Genomic DNA, 18,221 nt, shown 5'->3' on the forward strand with positions numbered 1-18,221 from the left:
GCCCCTGCACCGACCACACCGATTGGACACAACCTCCATGGCTAGCTCTACGGCCACGATTCTCGACGACGGCGAACGACGGCTCGACACCCTGCTGCTCTCCCGCTGGGAGGCCGACCCGGCGCAGCCCGCCGTGGTCGACGGCGACCGGGTCCTGCTCGCGGGCGAGCTCAGGGACCGCACCGTGCGGGTCGCCTCGCTGCTGCGCGAGCGGGGGGTGCGCCCGGGCGAGCGGGTCGCGGTCTACCTGGAGCGCTCGGCCGACTTCGTGGTCGCCGTGGCCGGGGTGATCCTGGCCGGCGCCGCCCAGGTCGCCTTCGACGTCAACGACCCGGTCGCCCGCACCCTCGACATGCTGGCCGACTGCACGCCCCGGCTGCTGATCACCACCCCCGAACTGCGCTCCCGCTTCCCCGAGTTGACGGGCACCGAGATCGTCACCGTCGACGAGTGCGCGGCGGCCCGCCCGGCCGTCCCGTTCGAGCCGGCGGCCGACCTCGCCGAGCAGCCCGCGGTCGTCATCTACACCTCCGGCTCCACCGGCCGGCCGAAGGCCTCGCTGATCCCGCACCGCGCGGTGACCACCCGCCTGCGGGCGCTCCAGCGCGGCCACGGACTCGGCCCGGACGACCGGATGCTGCACCACACCGCGTGCAGCTTCGACATGTTCCTGATCGAGGTGTACTGGCCGCTGATCACCGGCACCACCATCGTCATCGCCGCCCCCGGCCGCCAGCGCGACGCCGACTACCTCGCCGAGACCATCCGCGCGGCCGACATCACCATCTTCTACTGCGTGGTCTCGCTGCTGGAGCTGTTCCTGCTGGCCCGCGGGCCCGAGGAGCGCTTCGACGGCCTGCGGCGCGTCCTCACCGGCGGCGAGCCGCTCGCGCCCGAGCTGGTCCGCCGCTTCCACGCCCAGTCCACCGCGCCGCTCACCAACCTCTACGGGCCGAGCGAGTGCACCATCTACTGCACCGCCTGGGTGCCCCCGCGCGACCCCGGCCTGGACACCGTCTACATCGGCCCGGCCATCGAGGACACCACCCTGTGGATCCTCGACGAGGACGGCAAGCCCGTGCCGGACGGCGAGCCCGGCGAGCTCTACATCGGCGGCGAGGGCCTCGCCCTCGGCTACCTCAACCGGCCCGAGCTCACCGCGGAGCGCTTCGTCCCGGACCACCTCGGCGACGGCCCCGGCCCGCTCTACCGCTCGGGCGACCTGGTCCGTACCCACCCGGTGGGCGGCCTGGAGTTCCTGGGCCGGGTCGACCTCCAGGTGAAGATCCGCGGCTACCGGATCGAACTGGGCGAGATCGAGTCCGCCGCCCTGCGGGTGCCCGAGGTCCGGCAGGCGGCCGTGGTGGCCCACGGCCGCGGCAGCGACGCCCGGCTGGTCGGCTTCCTGGTGCTCGCACCCGGCGCCGAGCCCGCGAGCGTCACCGCCGCCGTGCGCGAGACGCTGCGCGGCGCCCTGCCCTCGTACATGGTCCCGGCGTCGCTGGCCACCGTCGACTCGATGCCGCTGACCGCCAACGGCAAGCTGGACCGCGCCCTGCTGACCGAGCGGGCCGGGGCCGTCCTGCCCACCGTCACCGACGAACCGCAAGCACCGCCCGGCGACGGCGTGGCCGCCACCGTCTCCACGGTCTGGTGCGAGGTCCTCGGACTGCCCGCCATCGGCCCGGACGACGACTTCTTCGAGATCGGCGGGGACTCCTTCAAGGTGGTCCGCGCCACCCGCAGGCTGGAGACGCTGCTCGGCGTCGAGGTCCCGATGCACCTGATGTACGACGAGCCCACGGTGACGGCCTTCACCGCCGCCCTGGCCGAGCAGGGAACGGAGGGATCGCGGTGACTCCCCAGGTCGTCCGTTCCTTCGGCGAGCTCGACGCGATCGCCCGCGATCCGTCGGCCCCCGTCGTCACCCTGTTCAGCGGCGGGCTGGACAGCAGCTACCTGCTGCACCGCCTGGCCCGGGCCGGCGCCCGCAACGTCCACGCCGTCAGCGTCGACCTCGGCGAGGACGAGAGCAGCGAGCACAAGCAGCGCATCGCCGACCGGCTCGGCATCCGGCTGCACCTGGTCGACGGCCGGCAGGAGTTCGCCGAGGACTACGTCCGCCCGGCCATCGCCGCGCACGCCGTCTACCTCGACACCCACCCGGTCAGCTCCTCGCTCAGCCGCCCGCTGATCGCCAAGGTCGCCGTCGACACCGCCCGCGAACTCGGCGCCACCACCGTGCTGCACACCGCCAACCGCTCCCAGAACACCCTGCGCCGGCTCAACGGCGCCCTCGAACTGCTCGGCTTCGCCGGGCGCTACGGCAGCCCGTACGACCTGGACCCGGTGGACCGGGACCAGAAGATGCACGAGCTCAAGGAAGCCGGCCTGGAGCAGCTGAGCGAGCGGCTGGTCAGCGGCGACTCCAACCTGTGGTGCCGGGAGTTCGAGTCCGGGATCCTCGACGACCCCGAGGACCACGCCGTGCCCGAGCGGCTCTACCAGTGGAGCGCGCTGCGCCCCGCCGAGGCCCCGGAGGCCGTCGAGGTCGCCTTCGAGGCCGGCCGTCCGGTCGCGGTGGACGGCCGCCGGCTGCCGCTGACCGAGCTGATCGACACCCTCAACCACCTGGTCGGCGCGCACGGCCTCGGCCGGTACAGCGGGCTCGAACACCTGGGCCACGGCCCGAAGGTGCTGGAGATCCGCGAGATGCCCGCCGCCTGGCTGCTGCTGCGCTCGCGCCGCCACCTGGAGACGGCCACCCTCTCCGCCGAGCTGCTGCGGGAGAAGCTGAACCAGGAGCAGCTGTGGGTCCGCGAGGCGCTGGAGGGCCGCTGGTTCGGCGAACTGCGCCGGGCCAGCCAGGCGTTCATCGAGGTCTGCTCGGCGCCCGTCACCGGCTCGGTGCGGTGGCGGCTCTCGGCGGGCTCGGCCGAGACCCGGGCCATCGTCGCCGACCGGCCGCTCTACCTGCGCGACCGGGAGGCCTGGGAGCACCGCTCCGTCGCCGCCGAGCGCGCGGCGTTCAGCCCGAACCAGCCGCAGGAGCGCTGACATGGGCGGCTCGAACCCGGCGCCCCCTTCGTCCCCGGCGTCCCTTTCTCCCCCGGTGCTGCTGGTCGTCTACGGCCGGGGATCGGCCACCGCGCGCGGGGTCCTGACCGCCGGGCGGCGGCTGTGCACGGCGGTCTTCCTCGGCGACCTCGGCGACCCGAAGGTGGCCGCCGACCTGGCCCAGCTGCCGAAGTCGGCCACCGTGGTGGACACGGCCGGCCTGACCGAGGAGCAACTGTGCGACCGGGCCGCCGAGTTCGGCGCCGCCGGAGTGATCACCTTCAGTGACCACCTGCTCCGGACGGCGGCCGCCGTGGCCGCGCGGTGCGGCCTGCCGTTCCACGACCGGGCCACCGTCGAGGTCCTGGTCGACAAGTTCCGCCAGCGCGAGGCCCTGGCGGCGGCGGGCGTACAGGCCACCGCCTGCCGGACGGTCCACTCCGCCGCCGACCTCGGCCCGGCCCTCGCCGCGACCGGGCTGCCCGCCGTCCTCAAGCCCCGCTCGGGGGCCGGCAGCGTGGACACCTGCCTGGTCCGCAGCGCCGCCGAACTAGCCGACCGGTACGCCGAGTTCACCGAGGGCGCGGCGAGCCCGGCGGTGTTCGTGCTGGAGGAGTACCTGGTCAGCGACCCCACCGTGGTGGGGGAGTTCTGGGGCGACTACGTCTCGGTCGAGTCCGCGATCCGCGACGGCGAGATCCGCACCGTCGCGGTCACCGGCAAGCTGCCACTGGCTCCCCCGTTCCGGGAGACCGGCTACTTCACCCCGGCCCTGCTCCCCGCCGGCCTGGCCGACGAGGTCGTGGCCCTGGAGCAGCGCGCGCTGCGGGCGCTCGGCATCCGCGAGGGCGTCACCCACACCGAGATCAAGTTCACCCCCGACGGGCCGCGGCTGATCGAGGTCAACGGCCGCCTGGGCGGGCACGTCTCGGACGTCCTCAAGCGCTCCGCCGGGACGGACCTGCTCGTCCTCGCCCTCCGGCTGGCACTCGGCGCGTTCGACCCGCCCGAGCCGGTGCTCGCCCTGGGCGCAGGCTGCCCGAAGGTGGCGTTCCAGTACTTCCTCTCCCCGCCCGCCGACGGCCTCGCCCCCGGCCCCGCCGAGGTGCTCGACGGCCTCCAGCACCTCCCCGGGGTGGACCTGGTGGACGCCCGGATCGACCCGTCCTGGCGGGCCGACTGGCGGGCCGGCACCGAGTGGCTGATCGGCACCGTCTACGGCTCGGCCCCCGGGCACCCCGAGCTCCGGGCCACCGTCGAGGGCATCCACCGCACGATGGCCGACTTCTGGTCCTGACGGCGCCCTGAGCCCCGGCCCCGGTATCACCCCCCTCGCCCCACCGCACCCGCCCAACCTCGCACCCCTGGAGTCAACTTGCCGCGGCGCATACGCACAGCCACCCACGCGGCGGTGGCAGCCGTAGTCTCCGCCCTGGTCCTCGCGCTGCTCGCGCTGGGCATCGGGCCCATCCCGGCCCTCGGAACCGCCCTCGTCCCCGGGGCCGGGGCGTGGGACTCCGCCGCCGGCGCCGAACTCCCGCACACCGAGACCCTCACCCTGGCGGGCCTGAACGCGCCGGTGACGGTCGCCTTCGACGACAACGGCGTCCCCGCCGTCAAGGCCGCCTCCGACACCGACCTGTTCCAGGCCCAGGGCTACCTGCACGCCCGCTTCCGGCTCGCCCAGCTCGACCTTGAGCGGCGCGCCGGGCGCGGACGCCTGGCGGAACTCAACGGGCCCGGGAGCGTCGAGTCCGACCGCTTCGAACTCCAGATGGGACTCCTGCGCACCGCCGAGGCCACGTGGGCCGCCACCGCGCCCGACAGCCCGGCGGGCCGCGCCCTCACCAGCTACACCCGGGGGATCAACGCCTGGATCTCCGAGCTGCGCCACAACGGGCAGTGGCCGGCGATCTTCTCCCTCACCGGGGTCTACCCGGCCGACTGGACGCCGGTCGACAGCCTGGTCATCCAGGAACTCCTCACCCAGAGCATGGACTTCACCAGCACCCCGCTGGACTACGCGATCTTCCGGGAGTCCCTCGGCGAGGAGCGCACCATGGACTGGTTCCCGGTCCACGCGCCCAACGACCAGCGGCCGTACGACGTCGGGCCGTACCGCGACCTCGGCATCGCGCCGCTGCCCGCGAACGTCAACACCGCCGGGCCCGACGGCCAAGCCGCCGCCAACCGGTCGGAGCCGCGCCCCGCGCCCGTCGCCCCCAGCGGGAAGCCCGACCCCGCCGGGGAGGCGACCGCGGCCCACGCCCTGCTGGACACCATCCGCGCGCTCCCGGCCACCCAGGTCCACACCTTCCCGGACAGCAACGCCTGGGCGGCGAACGGCCCGGCCGTGGCGGGCGGCAACGCGATGCTCGCCGGCGACCCGCACCTGCCGATGACCCTGCCCTCGTACTGGTACCAGATCGCGCTGTCCTCGCCGGAGACCGACGTCACCGGCGCCAGCATGGCCGGCATGCCCGGCGTGCTGATCGGCCGCAACGCCAACATCTCCTGGTCCCTGACGGACGGGCAGAACCAGTCGACGGTCTTCTACAGCGAGCAGACCAGCCCCGACCACCCCGGCCAGTACTTCTGGAACAACGCGTGGCACCCGATGCAGCGGGTGGAGTACACCATCCCGGTCCGGGGCGGCGACACCGAACACCTCGCCGTGGACCTCACCGTGCACGGGCCGGTCCTGACCAGGGCCGGGCAGACCACCTCGGTCAGCTGGATGGGCAACATCCCCTCCCCCGACCTGGCCGTCCTGCTCTCCGTCAACAAGGCCCGCGACTACCAGGAGTTCCGCACCGCGCTCGCCGACTGGCACGCCCCCACGCTCAACTTCGCCTACGCCGACGGCGGCGGCAACATCGGCGTGGTCGCCGCCGGGTACTTCCCCCTCACCAAGGGCGGCAACCCCTGGTTCCCGATGCCCGGCACCGGCGAGTACGACGTGGTCGGCGCCATCCCCTTCGACGCCACCCCGCAGGTCCACAACCCGCCGAACCACGTGGTCGCGACGGCCAACCAGCGCCCCGTCTCCGCCGACTACCCGTACTACATCGGCACCACGCTCAACGCCTTCGACAACGGCTACCGGGCCAACCGGATCTACCAGTACCTGGAGAGCCACCAGGCGATGACCAGCGCGGACTTCACCACCCTGCAGAACGACGTCACGGACTACCTCGCCACCGTCATCCTGCCGCACCTGAAGACCGCCCTGGCCGACCAGAAGCTCGACCCCCGCCAACAGGCCGCCCTCGACGTCCTGAACCGCTGGGACCACACCATGAAACCCGGCGTCGCCGGCGGGCCGATCTGGTGGACCTTCTGGAACGACTACCTGGAGACCACCTTCCAGCCCTGGTGGGACCACGCCAAGGTGCCGGTCGAACGCGACCGCCTGTACCTCAAGGTCTCCAGCGCACTGCCCAGCCTCGACGAGAACCTCGAAGCCTGGACCCTGCACGACCCGACCAACCCGGCCTTCACCTCCCCCGGCGGCCCGACCCGCACCGCGACGGACGCCATGCGGACCGCGTTCACCCAGGCCGTCTCCGAACTGTCCCAGGACCTCGGCAACGACCCCGCCACCTGGACCTGGGACCGCGTCCACACCCGGCAGATCCCCTCCCTCACCGGCGCCGAAGCCCTCGGCTACGGCCCCAAGCCCGCCGAGGGCGACCGCTGGACGGTCAACGCAGCCGACGGCGGCATGAACTCCACCTTCGGCCCGAGCTGGCGCATGGTCGTCGACTGGAAGGGCCCGGACACCGCCACCGCGCAGGCCGTCTACCCCGGCGGCCAGAGCGAGAACCCGGCCTCACCCTGGTACCGGAACTTCATCCCCTACTGGTGGGAGGGCCGGAACCCTCCGCTCCTGATGGCCGCCGACCAACCCGCCTCCACCAAGGTGTGGACCCTGCGACCGGGAGCCTGACCACCATGACGACCCCCCAACACCACTCCCCCACCTTCCGTCCCCTCCTCCCCCTCCTCCTCACCCTCACTGCCACCACCGTCATAGCCCTCGGCTCCCTCTGGTCCCTCTGGTACCTCCCCTTCCTCTGCGGCCTCGCCCTCGGCACCACCACCGCCCTGCGCGGCCAACGAGCCCGCACCGCCGTCCTCACCGCCACCACAGCCGCCCTCGCCGGCTGGGCCACCCCCCTCCTCTGGCGCACCGCCACCGGCGAAGCCGTAGCCGGCACCGCCCGCACCCTCGCCGCCCTCGCCGGCCTCCCACCCCTCGCCTCCCTGATGATCACCGCCACCCTCCTGATCAGCCTCCTCCAAGCCCTCCTAGGCGTCTGGCTAGCCCGCACCACCACCGCCACCCTCCGCCCCACCCCCTGACCCCACCCCCCCACCAAGGCAAACGACGGCCCGGCCCGCACAGCGGCCCGGGCCATCGCCGTTCCGTGCTCTCGGTTCTGGTCTCATCCTCGCCCAGGGGCCGAGGACAGGCCCTGGAGCCAAGCACCCGCTCCGACGAGCAGGAGGCGCTCCAGCAACCGTAGGTCTCCGGGGATCAGGCCTGGCGGGGCGCTATCGGTCGGGCGCGTTCGAGGAGTTCGCGGACGTGAGGGTTACACCGGTGCGGCAGGGTCGCGGACAGCATCGTGCGGAAGCGGTCATCGGCCCTACCCGACTGGACGTGGGGGAAGTCGTCCAGGGCGAGGTTCCAGTTCTGGACGGCTTCCTCCAGTCGGCCGGCTTCGAGCTGCCATTCGGCGAGCATCGCGCGGTGACGGACGCGGGCCCGGCGGTACACCGCGGGTCGGACCTTCTCGGAGTGCTGGAGTGCGCGGGTGGCGCCTTTGCGGTCGCCGAGCTCGTAGTTGACCTGGGCGACGTGATACGAGAGGGAAGCCGGGTCGTAGGAGCCGTGGGCTTTGGCCTTGGATTCGGCCTGTTCCATGGCGACTTCGGCCGAACGGAGCATGGCGACCGCACCAGCACGGTCACCGGTCTGGGCGAGGGCGTGGGCCTGCTGTCCGGCGAGGAAGGCGCGCATCCGTGGTCCGGCCTCGGGTGATGCGGCAGCGGCGGCGTTCGCGTACCGCAACGCGGTTGCTCCGTGGCCGAGTTCGACCGCTTGGACGCTCATTCCGCGCAGGGTGGTGCAGTAGGTGAGGTGGTCGCCGGCGGCGAGGGCGAGCTCCAGCGCTTTGGTGTAGTAGGCCTGGCCGAGCAGGTCGAGGCGTTCGTCCACGGCCATGTAGCCGGTCAGGTAGAGGTGGTCGGCGGCGGCGGACAGCATCGCCTTGCGGACCTCGTCGTCGGCGGTGGCCTTGAGATATGGGGCGATGTTGTTGACCATGAACGCGGCGGCCATCGGGCGGGCGGTCCGGCCGCCGAACTGGTCGTCCAGCTCACTGATCCGTTCGGTCATGGCGATCACGGCCTCGACCTCGGCCATGCCGATCCGGGTGTGTGGATCGGCCTTCAGCCGCTCGAATCGCCCGATGACGTCCGGCCAGCCTGGAATGGTGAGGGCGACCGAGTACAGGCCCGCCCCGAGTACGCCCCTGCGCGATGGGTCCATGTCCATGCTCCCGAGGTCGATCAGTCCCGCCACCGTATCCCCGGACTGGGCCTGAACGTCAGGTCGATCGGCGAAGCCCGCCTCGAATGCGGTGACCGGCCGCCCCAGGCGGCGGGCCAGGGCCTCCAGGACCACTTTCTGGTACTTGGCCATGGGACGGGTGCCCGAGAGCCAGTGCGAGACGGCCGACTCGTCGTACCTCAGCTTGTAACCGGCCTCGGTTCCGGCCCGGTTGACCGCTCGGGCGAACTCGCCGTTGCTCGCCCACCGGCATTCCTCTACCAGCGGGGCGAGCTTGCCGTTGGGTGTCCGTTCGCGTGCTGCCATCGCCGCCCCCGGGCCGGGTTTCAAGGGTTTCAAGCATCCGGAGTGTCTCTACCGTGTTCACGCCGAGCGCACACCTGTTGACTCATTGTCAGGCCGAGCGAGAGCCCCACGAACCAGGGCTGCTTCGGCTTCACGATCGGCGGCACCGCCCACCTGCTCGTCCATTCCCAGGTGGCCGGTACCGCTCTCCAGGCCAGTGCCGAAGGGTGCCCCACCGTGGTCGTGCATTCCCATGTCTTCTTCCTGACCAGAGATCCGGTCTCCGTGCCCGTCGCCCGTCGTCGGGTGAGGAGCCGCGTCGCCAGCTGGGGCGTCCTGCTCGACGAGGACACCCGGCTCGCGTTGGACACGGTCACCTCCGAGCTCGTGACCAACGCCGTCCGGCACTCCGACCGGCCGATGCTCACCGTCGCCGTCTACGTGAGCGTCCCGCTGCGGCGGGCCCTGGTCGAGGTCTACGACGGCTCGATCGCACTTCCCCGGCGACGCCAGGCCGGCACGGACGCGGAGAGCGGCCGGGGGCTGGAACTGGTCGAGTGCCTGGCCCTGGCGATGACCAGGCGCCAGATCATCGCCGGGCCGCGACGAGCGGTCCAGGCAGCCTTGAACGCGCTCGAACGCCGTGGCCGGACGCCGATACGAGCCCCGCACTGCCCCGGCAGCACCCGCCCCGCCGTTCCGGCCCGCTAGGCAGGAACCCCGTCAGGAAGGGATCAGAACCAGTGACCAGCATGACCAGGACCAACGGCGTCCTCGGCCGCCGCGGACTACGAACCGGCGTCGAATGGTCCACCCCCGGTGCCGCCCGCGCTCGCCGCCCAGCTCGTCGCCGAACACCGTTCCCAGCAGCGGGAGATCGTCCGCAACCCGCACCTGAATACCGAGTGAGCCCGCGCCGCCGTGCGAACCCCGCAGCTGCTGGCCGCCATCCAGGAAGCCATCGGCCAGGACATCGCGGTGGAGAACACGTTCCTCGTGGTGAAGTGGCCCGGCCGCGCATTCGAGATCCCCTGGCACCAGGACGGCATCGATGCCCGCCTCGAACTGGACCCCGACCGCTCGGTCTCCGCCTGGCTGGCAATCAGCGACGCCACCGTGAGCAACGGCTGCCTGCACGCGGTACCCGGCTCCCACCACTTCGGCTACCTGCCGTTCTCCTCCGAGGCCGAGCACGGCGCCGAACGCGGCCGTGCCGACCAGGCGACCGGCTTCACCGCCGACACCTCGACCGCACTGCCCCTGCCGGCCGGGTCCGCCCTGCTCATGGACAGCCGCCTGCTGCACCGCTCCGGCACCAACACCAGCAACGGCGCCCGCGTCGGCCTGAACGTCCGCTCGCTAATACAGCCGCCGCCCGCCAACACGACCTCGCCGCGAATCGGCCCTGGTCGTTCCCTGCCTTCGAGGCAGCCCTACGGGCCAGCCTCGCCCACGACCCCGAGCAGCGGCCTTCAGCGTGCTCGCTCGCCAAGTTGCTCCGCACCGCTCTCGCCGAGCCCGCCTCGACCTGCGAGTAACCCAACATCCACAACACTGGACATGAACGTCCAGAGCGGCGCCAGCCACCATCATCGCTCCAACAATCGCGCGAGCCAGCTACGCCGATACTTGAGCTCACGCTCACGCCTCTCCTCCTCTATCCGAGCAAGCTGGTAGAGCTCGGTCTCACGGCGATCGCCTGAATTCCACCCTTCGGGGCAGTCTCTCAGGACATGCTCACGAAGCCTCTCCCCCAAGTCGGCGGCGCCATTCTCGCCGCAGGCACGGTGGAATCGCAGGAGTGACTCCTTCGGAGCATGCAGAACGAACGCGGGAACCACATCGCGGACCCATTGCATGGCAGGGGATGGGTTCAACAGATGCACCAGGCTCACGGGCGCTTGGGCCCTGGTGACACGGAACTCGGTGAGCGGCTGTTCCTCGCCCTTGGATGGTTCCAGGGTCCTGGTGAAGTAGAAAACGGCGACTGGGTCGTGCGATCGAGCCGTCGCGGCCAGGATCCGCTGCCCGTCGAGCTTGCGCCCCTTGCCGAGGAACATCTCATAGAGCCCAAAGAGCAAGGTGATGTCACTACTCGTCGCGAGCCGCTCCATCAACTGATCCGCTTGCTCGTCCTGGTCATAGTCACGCCAGTCGACGAGCACCTGATAGAGCTCGTCCACGCCGACTGCCTCTGCCTGATCCCACAGGAGGAGTTCGGCGTCGGTAGCGTTTGACAGATCCGCCATGGCGCGGACATCGCGCTCCTGCAACCGCAGGAGCGCCTCGGCTTTCCGAATCTCTTCCTCGACCTCCACAACACGGCGCTCAGCAGCATCGCGCTGCTCAGTGAGCGCCCGTACTTCGTCCCGGGCGTGGACGCTGAGATCCGCGAGGGAATCCTCCACTGCCTGACGTTTGCGACGTTCTGCCACAAGCTCCTCGCGGAGTACATCGAGCTGCTGGTTGGTACGGAGGCGCTGATGCTCGATCTCCTCCCTCGCGTCAGCGAGTTCGAACTCGCGCGCCTGCAGCGGGTTCCGGGTCCGGACCGCGTCGTACATCAGTTTCCGGGTCCGGGCGACTTCCTCAGGCGAGACCTCACCGCCCTCTTGTTCGGCGACCACCTGGTGGAGCCGTGCCGCAAGCTCTCGACGCGGGACCTCACGGCCGTTCAAGAACTTCGAGAGCCGGGTCTTGTCCACACGCAGCCTGTGGGCCAGCTCCTCGGAGCTGAGGCCGGTCCGGTCACGCAGATCCCTCAATCGCTGGGCGCAGCGCCGCTCCGGCTCGGACAGCCGCTCGTCGAGTTCTGCGAGACCACGCCGTGTCGGAAGCTGGTGCGTCATCCTCCGGTGCCCCCTTCTAGGTTGCGAGCCAAGCAATGTGCGGCCGTGTGACGCAAGGCGCGGTTGCGACCTGACGCACTCATGCCCCTACCGAATGTGATTGGACCCTACCGAACCAGTCGCACCTCGGAGGTTCTTATGGCTCTCCCTCGCCCGTCCCGCCCGTTCCTCGATATCCGCATCGGCGGCACGCGGCTAACCATGCAGCGCTGTCCTCGTCGGCTGCTCATCCTGATGGGATCTGTCGCGGGCACCCTGAGCAGTGTGCTGGCGCTGCACCGGTAAGGGTGCAGTCAACGCGGCCTGAGTAATGACTCTGGTCTCAGTTCTGGTCTCATTCGCCCCCATCCGACCGGGTTCGGTCGGCGCCCGACGGTTCGATCCGCCGCAGGTCAGAACGGGTACAGAACCCGGCGGCCGGAGTTCGGGAGAATTGGAAAGCGTGCCGGGAGCACCCCCTCACGAGTTCGAATCTCACATCCTCCGCTTCGACCGATGGCCCGGCCCGCACAGCGGCCCGGGCCATCGCCGTTCCGTGCTCTCGGCTTGGCTCTGAAGGACAACTCCGAGCGAACGCGCCCCGGAGCCGCTACCGTTGGAGGCGCAGTCGCAGCGCGCCGTTGCGTCCGTTGTCGGCTGCGCCACCTCAGAGCGACGGATACCGGAACCGGAGTCATGGTCTACACCGTGGGGGCGCGAGCTATCTGCGCCGAGCTGGAGAACTGAGAACCACTCAGTCCTCGTTCTCGGCCCGGCTCGGCGTGTGATCACCCCCCCACCTCTCCGCGACTCTTCCGTGAGGGCCCTACCGCCATGCGCTCGACGCAGATCCGTTCCACCTTCCTGGACTTCTTCACCTCGCGCGGCCATCGCCACGTCCCGTCCAGTCCGCTCATCCCCTCCGACCCGACGCTGCTGCTGGCCAACGCCGGCATGAACCAGTTCAAGCCCTACTTCCTGGGCGAGGTCACCCCGGAGTACCCCCGCGCCACCACCATCCAGAAGTGCGCCCGCACCTCCGACATCGACAACGTCGGCCGCACCAACCGGCACGCCACGTTCTTCGAGATGATGGGCAACTTCTCCTTCGGCGACTACTTCAAGGCCGACGCCATCGCCTACGCCTGGGAACTCCTCACCCAGGGCTACAACTTGGAGAAGGACCGGCTCTGGATCACCGTCCACCAGGACGACGACGAGGCCGAACAGCTCTGGCGCAGGATCGGCGTGCCCGCCGAGCGCATCCAGCGCCTCGGCGCGGACAACTTCTGGGACATGGGCGTCCCCGGCCCCTGCGGCCCCTCCTCCGAGCTCAACTACGACCGGGGACCGGCCTTCGGACGCGAGGGCGGACCGGCCGTCGACGGCGAACGGTACGTCGAGATCTGGAACCTCGTCTTCATGCAGTCCATGCGCGGCGCGGACGACGACAACGGCACCTTCCCGATCCTCGGCGACCTCGCCCGGCAGAGCATCGACACCGGCCTCGGCCTCGACCGCCTCGCCGCGATCCTCCAGGGCGTCGAGAACGTCTGCAGCACCGACCTGCTGCTGCCCACCCTCACCACCGTCCAGGAACTCGCCGGCCGCGACTACCCGGGCAGCAGCTCCAGCCGCGGCTCCGGGAACGGCGAGGAGAAGGTCTCGTTCCAGGTCGTCACCGAGCACGCCCGCTCCATCGCCTACCTCATCGCGGACGGCGTCCTACCCGCCAAGGACGGCCGCGGCTACGTCCTGCGCCGCCTCATGCGCCGCGCGATCCGCCACGCCCGCCTGCTCGGCATCGACCACCCCGTCCTCGCCCCTGCCACCACCAGCGTCATCGCCAACCTCGGCGACGTCTGGCCCGAACTCACCTACCAGGCAAGCCTCATCGAGCAGGTCGTCACCGCCGAGGAGGAGTCCTTCACCCGCACCCTCACCCAGGGCACCCGGCTGCTGAACGCCGCCGTCACCCGCAGCCGCGAGGCCCGCTCCACCACCCTCGCCGGGGATACCGCCTTCGAACTGCACGACACCTACGGCTTCCCCGTCGAGCTCACCATCGAGGCCGCCCGCGACGCCGGCCTCACCGTCGACGAGGACCGCTTCACCACCCTGCTCGCCGAGCAGCAGAAGCGCGCCAAGACCGGCGGCAAGGCCAAGACCGCCGAGGCCCTGCGCCGCCAGGACGCCTACCGCGAACTGTCCTCCCGCCACGGCCGCACCGACTTCACCGGCTACGACCGCCTCGGCACCGAAGCCACCATCCTCGGCCTCATCGCCGACGGCACCGTCGTGCCCGGCGCCGACCAGGGCAGCACGCTCGAACTGGTCCTGGACCGCAGCCCGTTCTACGCCGAGTCCGGCGGCCAGGTCGGCGACACCGGCACCATCCGCACCACCGGCGGCGCGCTCCTCGACGTCCTGGACACCAGGCTCGGTCTGGAGGGCTTCCACGTCCACACCGTCCGCATCCGCGAAGGCGAGATCCGCACCGGCGAGCAGGCCGAAGCCCTCGTCGACGGCCCGCGCCGCGACGCCGTCGCCCGCTCCCACTCCGCCACCCACGTCCTGCACGCCATGCTCCGCCGCACCCTCGGCGACCACGCCCGCCAGCACGGCTCCCTCGTCGACGCCGGCCGCCTGCGCTTCGACTTCGCCCACTTCTCCGCCGTCGACCCCACCCAACTCGCCACCATCCAGGCCCTCGTCAACGACCACCTCCTCGACGACCCCGAAGTCCGCATCTGGCACGCCTCCCGCTCCGAAGCCGAGGCCGCCGGCGCCACCGCCCTGTTCGGCGAGAAGTACGGCGACCACGTCCGCATCGTCGACATCGGCGACTTCTCCCGCGAACTCTGCGGCGGCACCCACGTCCCCCACGGATCGAACGCCGGCCCCGTCCGTATCCTCGGCGAAGCCTCCGTCGGCTCCAACCTGCGCCGCATCGAAGCCCTCACCGGCCGCGACGCCCTCACCTACCACGACACCGAACGCCGCCTCCTCGAAGAACTCTCCACCCTCCTCGGCACCCGCCCACACGACGCCCCCGACGCCCTCCGCAAGCGCCTCGACGCCCTCACCACCGCCCAACAGGAACTCGCCCGCCTCCGCGAAACCGAGCTCCGCACCCGCGCCCAGCAACTCGCCGCCTCCGCCCGCACCGTCCCCGGCGGCCGGATCGTCACCGAGAAGGTCACCGACCTCGGCCCCGACGAACTCCGCACCCTCGCCACCAACACCGCCGACCTCCTCGGCAGCGAGCACGCCATCGTCATCCTCGGCACCGAACACAACAGCAAGGCCCTCCTCGCCGCCGCCATCACCCGCAGCCTCCACGACACCGGCACTCAGGCCGGCCGACTCCTCACCGCCGCCGCCCGCGCCATCGGCGGTGGAGCCGGCGGCAAGGGCCCCATCGCCAACGCCGGCGGACGTAACACCGAAGCCCTCGACGAAGCCCTCGCCCTCGCGGCCCAGGACGCGACCCGAGTCCTCGGCCAGTAGGGCCAGTCCACCCGACACGGGCTGTCGGCCCCCTTCACCAGGGGGGTCGACAGCCCGCACCGCCTCCGTTCAGTCCGCCAGCTCCTTCAGCAGGACCACACCCTCGTCCTTGCTCACACCCCACCTCCGAGTCCCGACTCACACATACACCCCTGCTGCCATGGCCATAAAACACCAAGGTCATATCCTGGCCGATCATGCGGAGCATTGACTGGGACGACGTCCGGGGGCGGGTACTCGCGGTGCGCGAGGAGCAGGCGTGGAGCGGGGCGGGGGCTGAGCTGGCTGCGCCGCTGGCCGAAATCCAGGTGGTGGAGGCGGAGCGGCAGTTCGGGATCACGTTTCCGGCGGACTACCGGGAGTTCCTGCTGCGGGTGAGTGCGGGTGGGCGGTGGCCCAGGGAGTTGCGGCAGGGACCCCACGGGTGGCACTGGGCAGGGGACGCGGACACCCAACTGGAGCGGCTGCACGTGCCGTTCCCCGATCACGACACCGCACTGGCGGCGAGTGACGAGGTGTGGGAGAAGTTCGTGCGGGAAGAGGATTATGCCGACCCTGCCGACTTCGCGGCCGCCCGGGACGCTCGGAACGAGGCCGTGGAGGCGGCGGAGCGGGACCGGGTCACGGACGGTGTGTTTCTGGCGGGCCATGGCCACAACTTCAGCACCCTGCTCATCGTCAGCGGTTCGGACCGCGGCAGCATGTGGTTCGACGGGCGGCCGACCTGCGATCGCCTCAACCCGCTGCTGACGGATGCGGGACGACCGGCCGGCTTCGGTGAGTGGTACATCGACTGGCTGGAACACGAGGAGGGTCTGACGACCCCGGAGCTGGAGGAAGCCGCTCGCAACCAGTGGCACCGCGGTGTCGGCACGCCCATCTGGCTCCGCTGGTTCGACGACTGGGAGGACAGCCGCCGCGGTCGGTAGCCCACCTACCACGAAGGCGCCCGTCATCGCCGAGGCCATGGCAGTGGTTATCGGCAAGAAACGGCCACCAGGCGGCAGTGATGTGGGCAGACTGGGGTGATGAACTTCGAGGCGGGGCTTGGCGAGGGTGGCTGGGACGATGACGGGGCCCTCCAGGCTGCGCTGGGGCGTACCGCCGAGGAACTCGGGCTCGCCCTGCCCGAGTTGGACGGGCGGTGGGGTCGACTCGCGGAGTACGTCGACGCGGGGAGCGGCCGGCGCGTGGTGGTGTGTCCGCCCGACGAGGGGCAGCGGACCTTCCGGGTGAGACTCCAGGGCTACCGCGCGCCCCTGGCCTGTGGGTGGACCTCGGACCTGGCGAAGGTAGTCACGGCGACGGCGGCGTGGACGGGCGGCGCGGGGCTTGAGGAGACCCGGGCGCGCGCCCCGTTCATCCGCTTCAGGCCCTGGGCCCTCGCCCACGAGCGGGAGCCTTTCGGTGCCGTCGAGTTGACGTGGCTCGTCAAGCTCGACCGCGTCCACAACCCGCCATACGACCGGCACCCGCGCGTCCACGCACTGCTGGCGGCGGCGTACGCCCAGCCGGTGCTCCGGCAGCTGATGCCGGTCAACAGCCACTTCAACCTCTGGTTCTCCACCAGTGTCGAGGAGTTCTGGAGGAGGAAGGCCCGGATCGGGTACGTCATCTGCCCGTACGACGAAGGGCTGTACGGGGTATGGAACGACGGCGAGCTGCTCGCGCGCACCGAGACGCCGGAGGAAGCCGTCGCCCTCGTGGTGGCCGCCCTCCCGGAGGGGATCGGGCCGGCGCGCTGAAGCGACGCGGAGGAGCGCAGGCAGCACATGGGGCTTTCGCAGCACGGGAAGTCGGACCGGCCGACTTCCCCTGCAGAGGGCGAGATCCGTCAGGCGCTCCCTTAAGATCCCACGGTGGAGATCTGGACGGAGCGCCCTGCCAAAGCCGACGTCGAAGCAGTCGTCTGTCGCTACTTCAGCCTGCTCCGAACCGAGCGGATCCCCGAGGCCGTGGAACTCGTCGATCACACCTCGGTCCGGCATGTGCTCAAGTCACTATGGGCCGGCTCGGTCGAGGCGAACACCGACGAGGACGCCGATGAGGACAAGGACGAGACAAACGGCAGCCCTGCTGCCGACGAGTGGGACCAGGACTTGTCCTGGCTCCGCGAACTCGATCTCGCGGACTTCCACTGGGGCCACGAAGGCACCGGTTTCTACGTCGAGATCACCTACCGCGCACGGATCATCGAGGTGTCATTGAGCTTCTGGGTCAAGCCCACCGACGCCGGCTGGGTCCTCTCGGGGCCGGCCACCCTCTGGTAGGAGGACGAACAAAAGAGCAGTTCAGACGGTCGCCGACTGGAGCTGGTGCGGCATGTTCCAGCCCTCGGCGAGCCTCGACGGGTGAACGTTGTCTCCCCCGCCGAAGAACTCGCAGAACTTCATGATCAGCGGGTCCCAGCCGAGCGGGTCCACGTAGTGCGTCCCGGGGATGACGAGGTCCTCCTCGACATGGGCGCGAAGGACCTCGACCTCGAAGGCGGTGGCGTGCGGCTCGGGACCGCCGAAGGGGTGGGCCGAGACGACCTTGCACTCCAGCTGGACCGGGCATTCCGCGACCCTGGGGGCTCGGACCAGGTCCGACGCCTGTTCGGTCAGCTGTGCGACCGAGAACTTGTCCGGCTCGTACCGGTAGCCCTGCTTCACCTTGTAGTCCGCCACGGTCGGCTTCCCGGTGGTGAGCGCGATCCGGTCGACGGCATCGACCATCGCCGACGAGGGCAGGTTGAGCACGCACTCGCCCTCTCGCAGCAGGTTCGCGGTGGTCTGGCCGTTGTTGCCGAGACCGAGCATGCAGGACTGGCCCAGCCACCACACCGAGGACATCGGCGCGAGATTCGCCGTACCGTCCTCGTTGAGTGAGCTGATCAGCACCACCGGAGTTCCGAAGTACAGGACCTTGAGCCCGGGGACGACGTGCATGCGCTGTGCCTTTCGCGAAGTGCCAGACGAACA

14 protein-coding genes are annotated in these 18,221 nt (G+C 70.7%); 11 read left to right on the top strand and 3 right to left on the bottom strand.

Going from position 1 to position 18,221, the window contains the following annotated elements:
* The first annotated feature begins 37 nt into the window (after positions 1 to 37).
* The 5 genes from ACFVHI_RS14450 to ACFVHI_RS14470 all read left to right on the top strand — a co-directional run bounded on the left by ACFVHI_RS14450 (position 38) and on the right by ACFVHI_RS14470 (position 7,422).
* A complete protein-coding gene (locus ACFVHI_RS14450) occupies positions 38 to 1,858 on the top strand; it encodes a non-ribosomal peptide synthetase (protein WP_380339018.1) in 1,821 nt (606 codons plus the stop codon).
* Positions 1,855 to 3,057 carry an argininosuccinate synthase-related protein gene (locus ACFVHI_RS14455; RefSeq protein WP_380339020.1) on the top strand — a complete coding sequence of 401 codons (1,203 nt, stop codon included), beginning with the start codon at positions 1,855 to 1,857 and terminating at the stop codon, positions 3,055 to 3,057. Before ACFVHI_RS14450 ends, ACFVHI_RS14455 begins: the two co-directional genes overlap by 4 nt.
* A 1-nt stretch (position 3,058) precedes the next feature.
* Positions 3,059 to 4,354, top strand: coding sequence for an acetyl-CoA carboxylase biotin carboxylase subunit family protein (locus ACFVHI_RS14460; protein ID WP_380339022.1), 1,296 nt, complete (start codon positions 3,059 to 3,061; stop codon positions 4,352 to 4,354).
* Between the two features lie 114 nt (positions 4,355 to 4,468).
* Positions 4,469 to 7,006: a penicillin acylase family protein gene (locus tag ACFVHI_RS14465; protein WP_380339025.1), complete on the top strand. Its 2,538-nt coding sequence runs from the start codon at positions 4,469 to 4,471 to the stop codon at positions 7,004 to 7,006.
* A 5-nt stretch (positions 7,007 to 7,011) separates the two neighbouring features.
* Complete coding sequence (locus ACFVHI_RS14470; protein WP_380339028.1) at positions 7,012 to 7,422, top strand: hypothetical protein; 411 nt, start codon at positions 7,012 to 7,014, stop codon at positions 7,420 to 7,422.
* A 175-nt stretch (positions 7,423 to 7,597) separates the two neighbouring features.
* On the opposite strand, the gene ACFVHI_RS14475 is transcribed toward ACFVHI_RS14470, so the two are convergent.
* A complete protein-coding gene (locus tag ACFVHI_RS14475; protein ID WP_380339030.1) occupies positions 7,598 to 8,941 on the bottom strand; it encodes a tetratricopeptide repeat protein in 1,344 nt (447 codons plus the stop codon).
* A gap of 285 nt (positions 8,942 to 9,226) precedes the next feature.
* Here ACFVHI_RS14475 and ACFVHI_RS14480 point away from each other — a divergent pair, with 285 nt between their 5' ends.
* Complete coding sequence (locus tag ACFVHI_RS14480; RefSeq protein WP_380339033.1) at positions 9,227 to 9,631, top strand: ATP-binding protein; 405 nt, start codon at positions 9,227 to 9,229, stop codon at positions 9,629 to 9,631.
* Between the two features lie 210 nt (positions 9,632 to 9,841).
* Entirely contained in the window at positions 9,842 to 10,597 is a 756-nt protein-coding gene (locus tag ACFVHI_RS14485; RefSeq protein WP_380339036.1) for a phytanoyl-CoA dioxygenase family protein, read from the top strand.
* Here ACFVHI_RS14485 and ACFVHI_RS14490 read toward each other — a convergent pair.
* Positions 10,510 to 11,769 carry a helix-turn-helix transcriptional regulator gene (locus ACFVHI_RS14490; RefSeq protein ID WP_063352441.1) on the bottom strand — a complete coding sequence of 420 codons (1,260 nt, stop codon included), beginning with the start codon at positions 11,767 to 11,769 and terminating at the stop codon, positions 10,510 to 10,512. The two genes, ACFVHI_RS14485 and ACFVHI_RS14490, sit on opposite strands and share 88 nt — an antisense overlap.
* Positions 11,770 to 12,582: 813 nt before the next feature.
* Here ACFVHI_RS14490 and alaS point away from each other — a divergent pair.
* The 4 genes from alaS to ACFVHI_RS14510 all read left to right on the top strand — a co-directional run bounded on the left by alaS (position 12,583) and on the right by ACFVHI_RS14510 (position 17,528).
* On the top strand, positions 12,583 to 15,258 hold the full coding sequence (alaS, locus tag ACFVHI_RS14495) for an alanine--tRNA ligase (RefSeq protein WP_380339039.1): 2,676 nt from the start codon (positions 12,583 to 12,585) through the stop codon (positions 15,256 to 15,258).
* A gap of 197 nt (positions 15,259 to 15,455) precedes the next feature.
* The gene (locus ACFVHI_RS14500) at positions 15,456 to 16,187 is read left to right on the top strand and encodes an SMI1/KNR4 family protein (RefSeq protein ID WP_380339042.1); all 732 of its coding nucleotides are present in this window, start codon (positions 15,456 to 15,458) and stop codon (positions 16,185 to 16,187) included.
* Positions 16,188 to 16,286: 99 nt separating this feature from the next.
* On the top strand, positions 16,287 to 17,003 hold the full coding sequence (locus ACFVHI_RS14505; RefSeq protein ID WP_380339045.1) for a DUF6193 family natural product biosynthesis protein: 717 nt from the start codon (positions 16,287 to 16,289) through the stop codon (positions 17,001 to 17,003).
* A 114-nt stretch (positions 17,004 to 17,117) separates the two neighbouring features.
* Positions 17,118 to 17,528 carry a hypothetical protein gene (locus ACFVHI_RS14510; RefSeq protein WP_380339048.1) on the top strand — a complete coding sequence of 137 codons (411 nt, stop codon included), beginning with the start codon at positions 17,118 to 17,120 and terminating at the stop codon, positions 17,526 to 17,528.
* A gap of 21 nt (positions 17,529 to 17,549) precedes the next feature.
* On the opposite strand, the gene ACFVHI_RS14515 is transcribed toward ACFVHI_RS14510, so the two are convergent.
* On the bottom strand, positions 17,550 to 18,188 hold the full coding sequence (locus tag ACFVHI_RS14515; RefSeq protein ID WP_063352447.1) for a flavin reductase family protein: 639 nt from the start codon (positions 18,186 to 18,188) through the stop codon (positions 17,550 to 17,552).
* Positions 18,189 to 18,221 lie beyond the last annotated feature (33 nt).

Origin of the sequence: Kitasatospora sp. NPDC127121 (assembly GCF_042677305.1) — a bacterium.
Classification (GTDB): Bacteria; Actinomycetota; Actinomycetes; order Streptomycetales; family Streptomycetaceae; genus Kitasatospora.

What these genes read in the sequence shown, in the direction of transcription:
- ACFVHI_RS14515 (WP_063352447.1), bottom strand. Translation starts at nt 18,188, where the DNA reads ATGCACGTCGTCCCCGGGCTCAAGGTCCTGTACTTCGGAACTCCGGTG.
- ACFVHI_RS14470 (WP_380339028.1), top strand. Translation starts at nt 7,012, where the DNA reads ATGACGACCCCCCAACACCACTCCCCCACCTTCCGTCCCCTCCTCCCC.
- ACFVHI_RS14475 (WP_380339030.1), bottom strand. Translation starts at nt 8,941, where the DNA reads ATGGCAGCACGCGAACGGACACCCAACGGCAAGCTCGCCCCGCTGGTA.
- ACFVHI_RS14500 (WP_380339042.1), top strand. Translation starts at nt 15,456, where the DNA reads ATGCGGAGCATTGACTGGGACGACGTCCGGGGGCGGGTACTCGCGGTG.
- ACFVHI_RS14450 (WP_380339018.1), top strand. Translation starts at nt 38, where the DNA reads ATGGCTAGCTCTACGGCCACGATTCTCGACGACGGCGAACGACGGCTC.
- alaS (WP_380339039.1), top strand. Translation starts at nt 12,583, where the DNA reads ATGCGCTCGACGCAGATCCGTTCCACCTTCCTGGACTTCTTCACCTCG.
- ACFVHI_RS14490 (WP_063352441.1), bottom strand. Translation starts at nt 11,769, where the DNA reads ATGACGCACCAGCTTCCGACACGGCGTGGTCTCGCAGAACTCGACGAG.
- ACFVHI_RS14460 (WP_380339022.1), top strand. Translation starts at nt 3,059, where the DNA reads ATGGGCGGCTCGAACCCGGCGCCCCCTTCGTCCCCGGCGTCCCTTTCT.
- ACFVHI_RS14505 (WP_380339045.1), top strand. Translation starts at nt 16,287, where the DNA reads ATGAACTTCGAGGCGGGGCTTGGCGAGGGTGGCTGGGACGATGACGGG.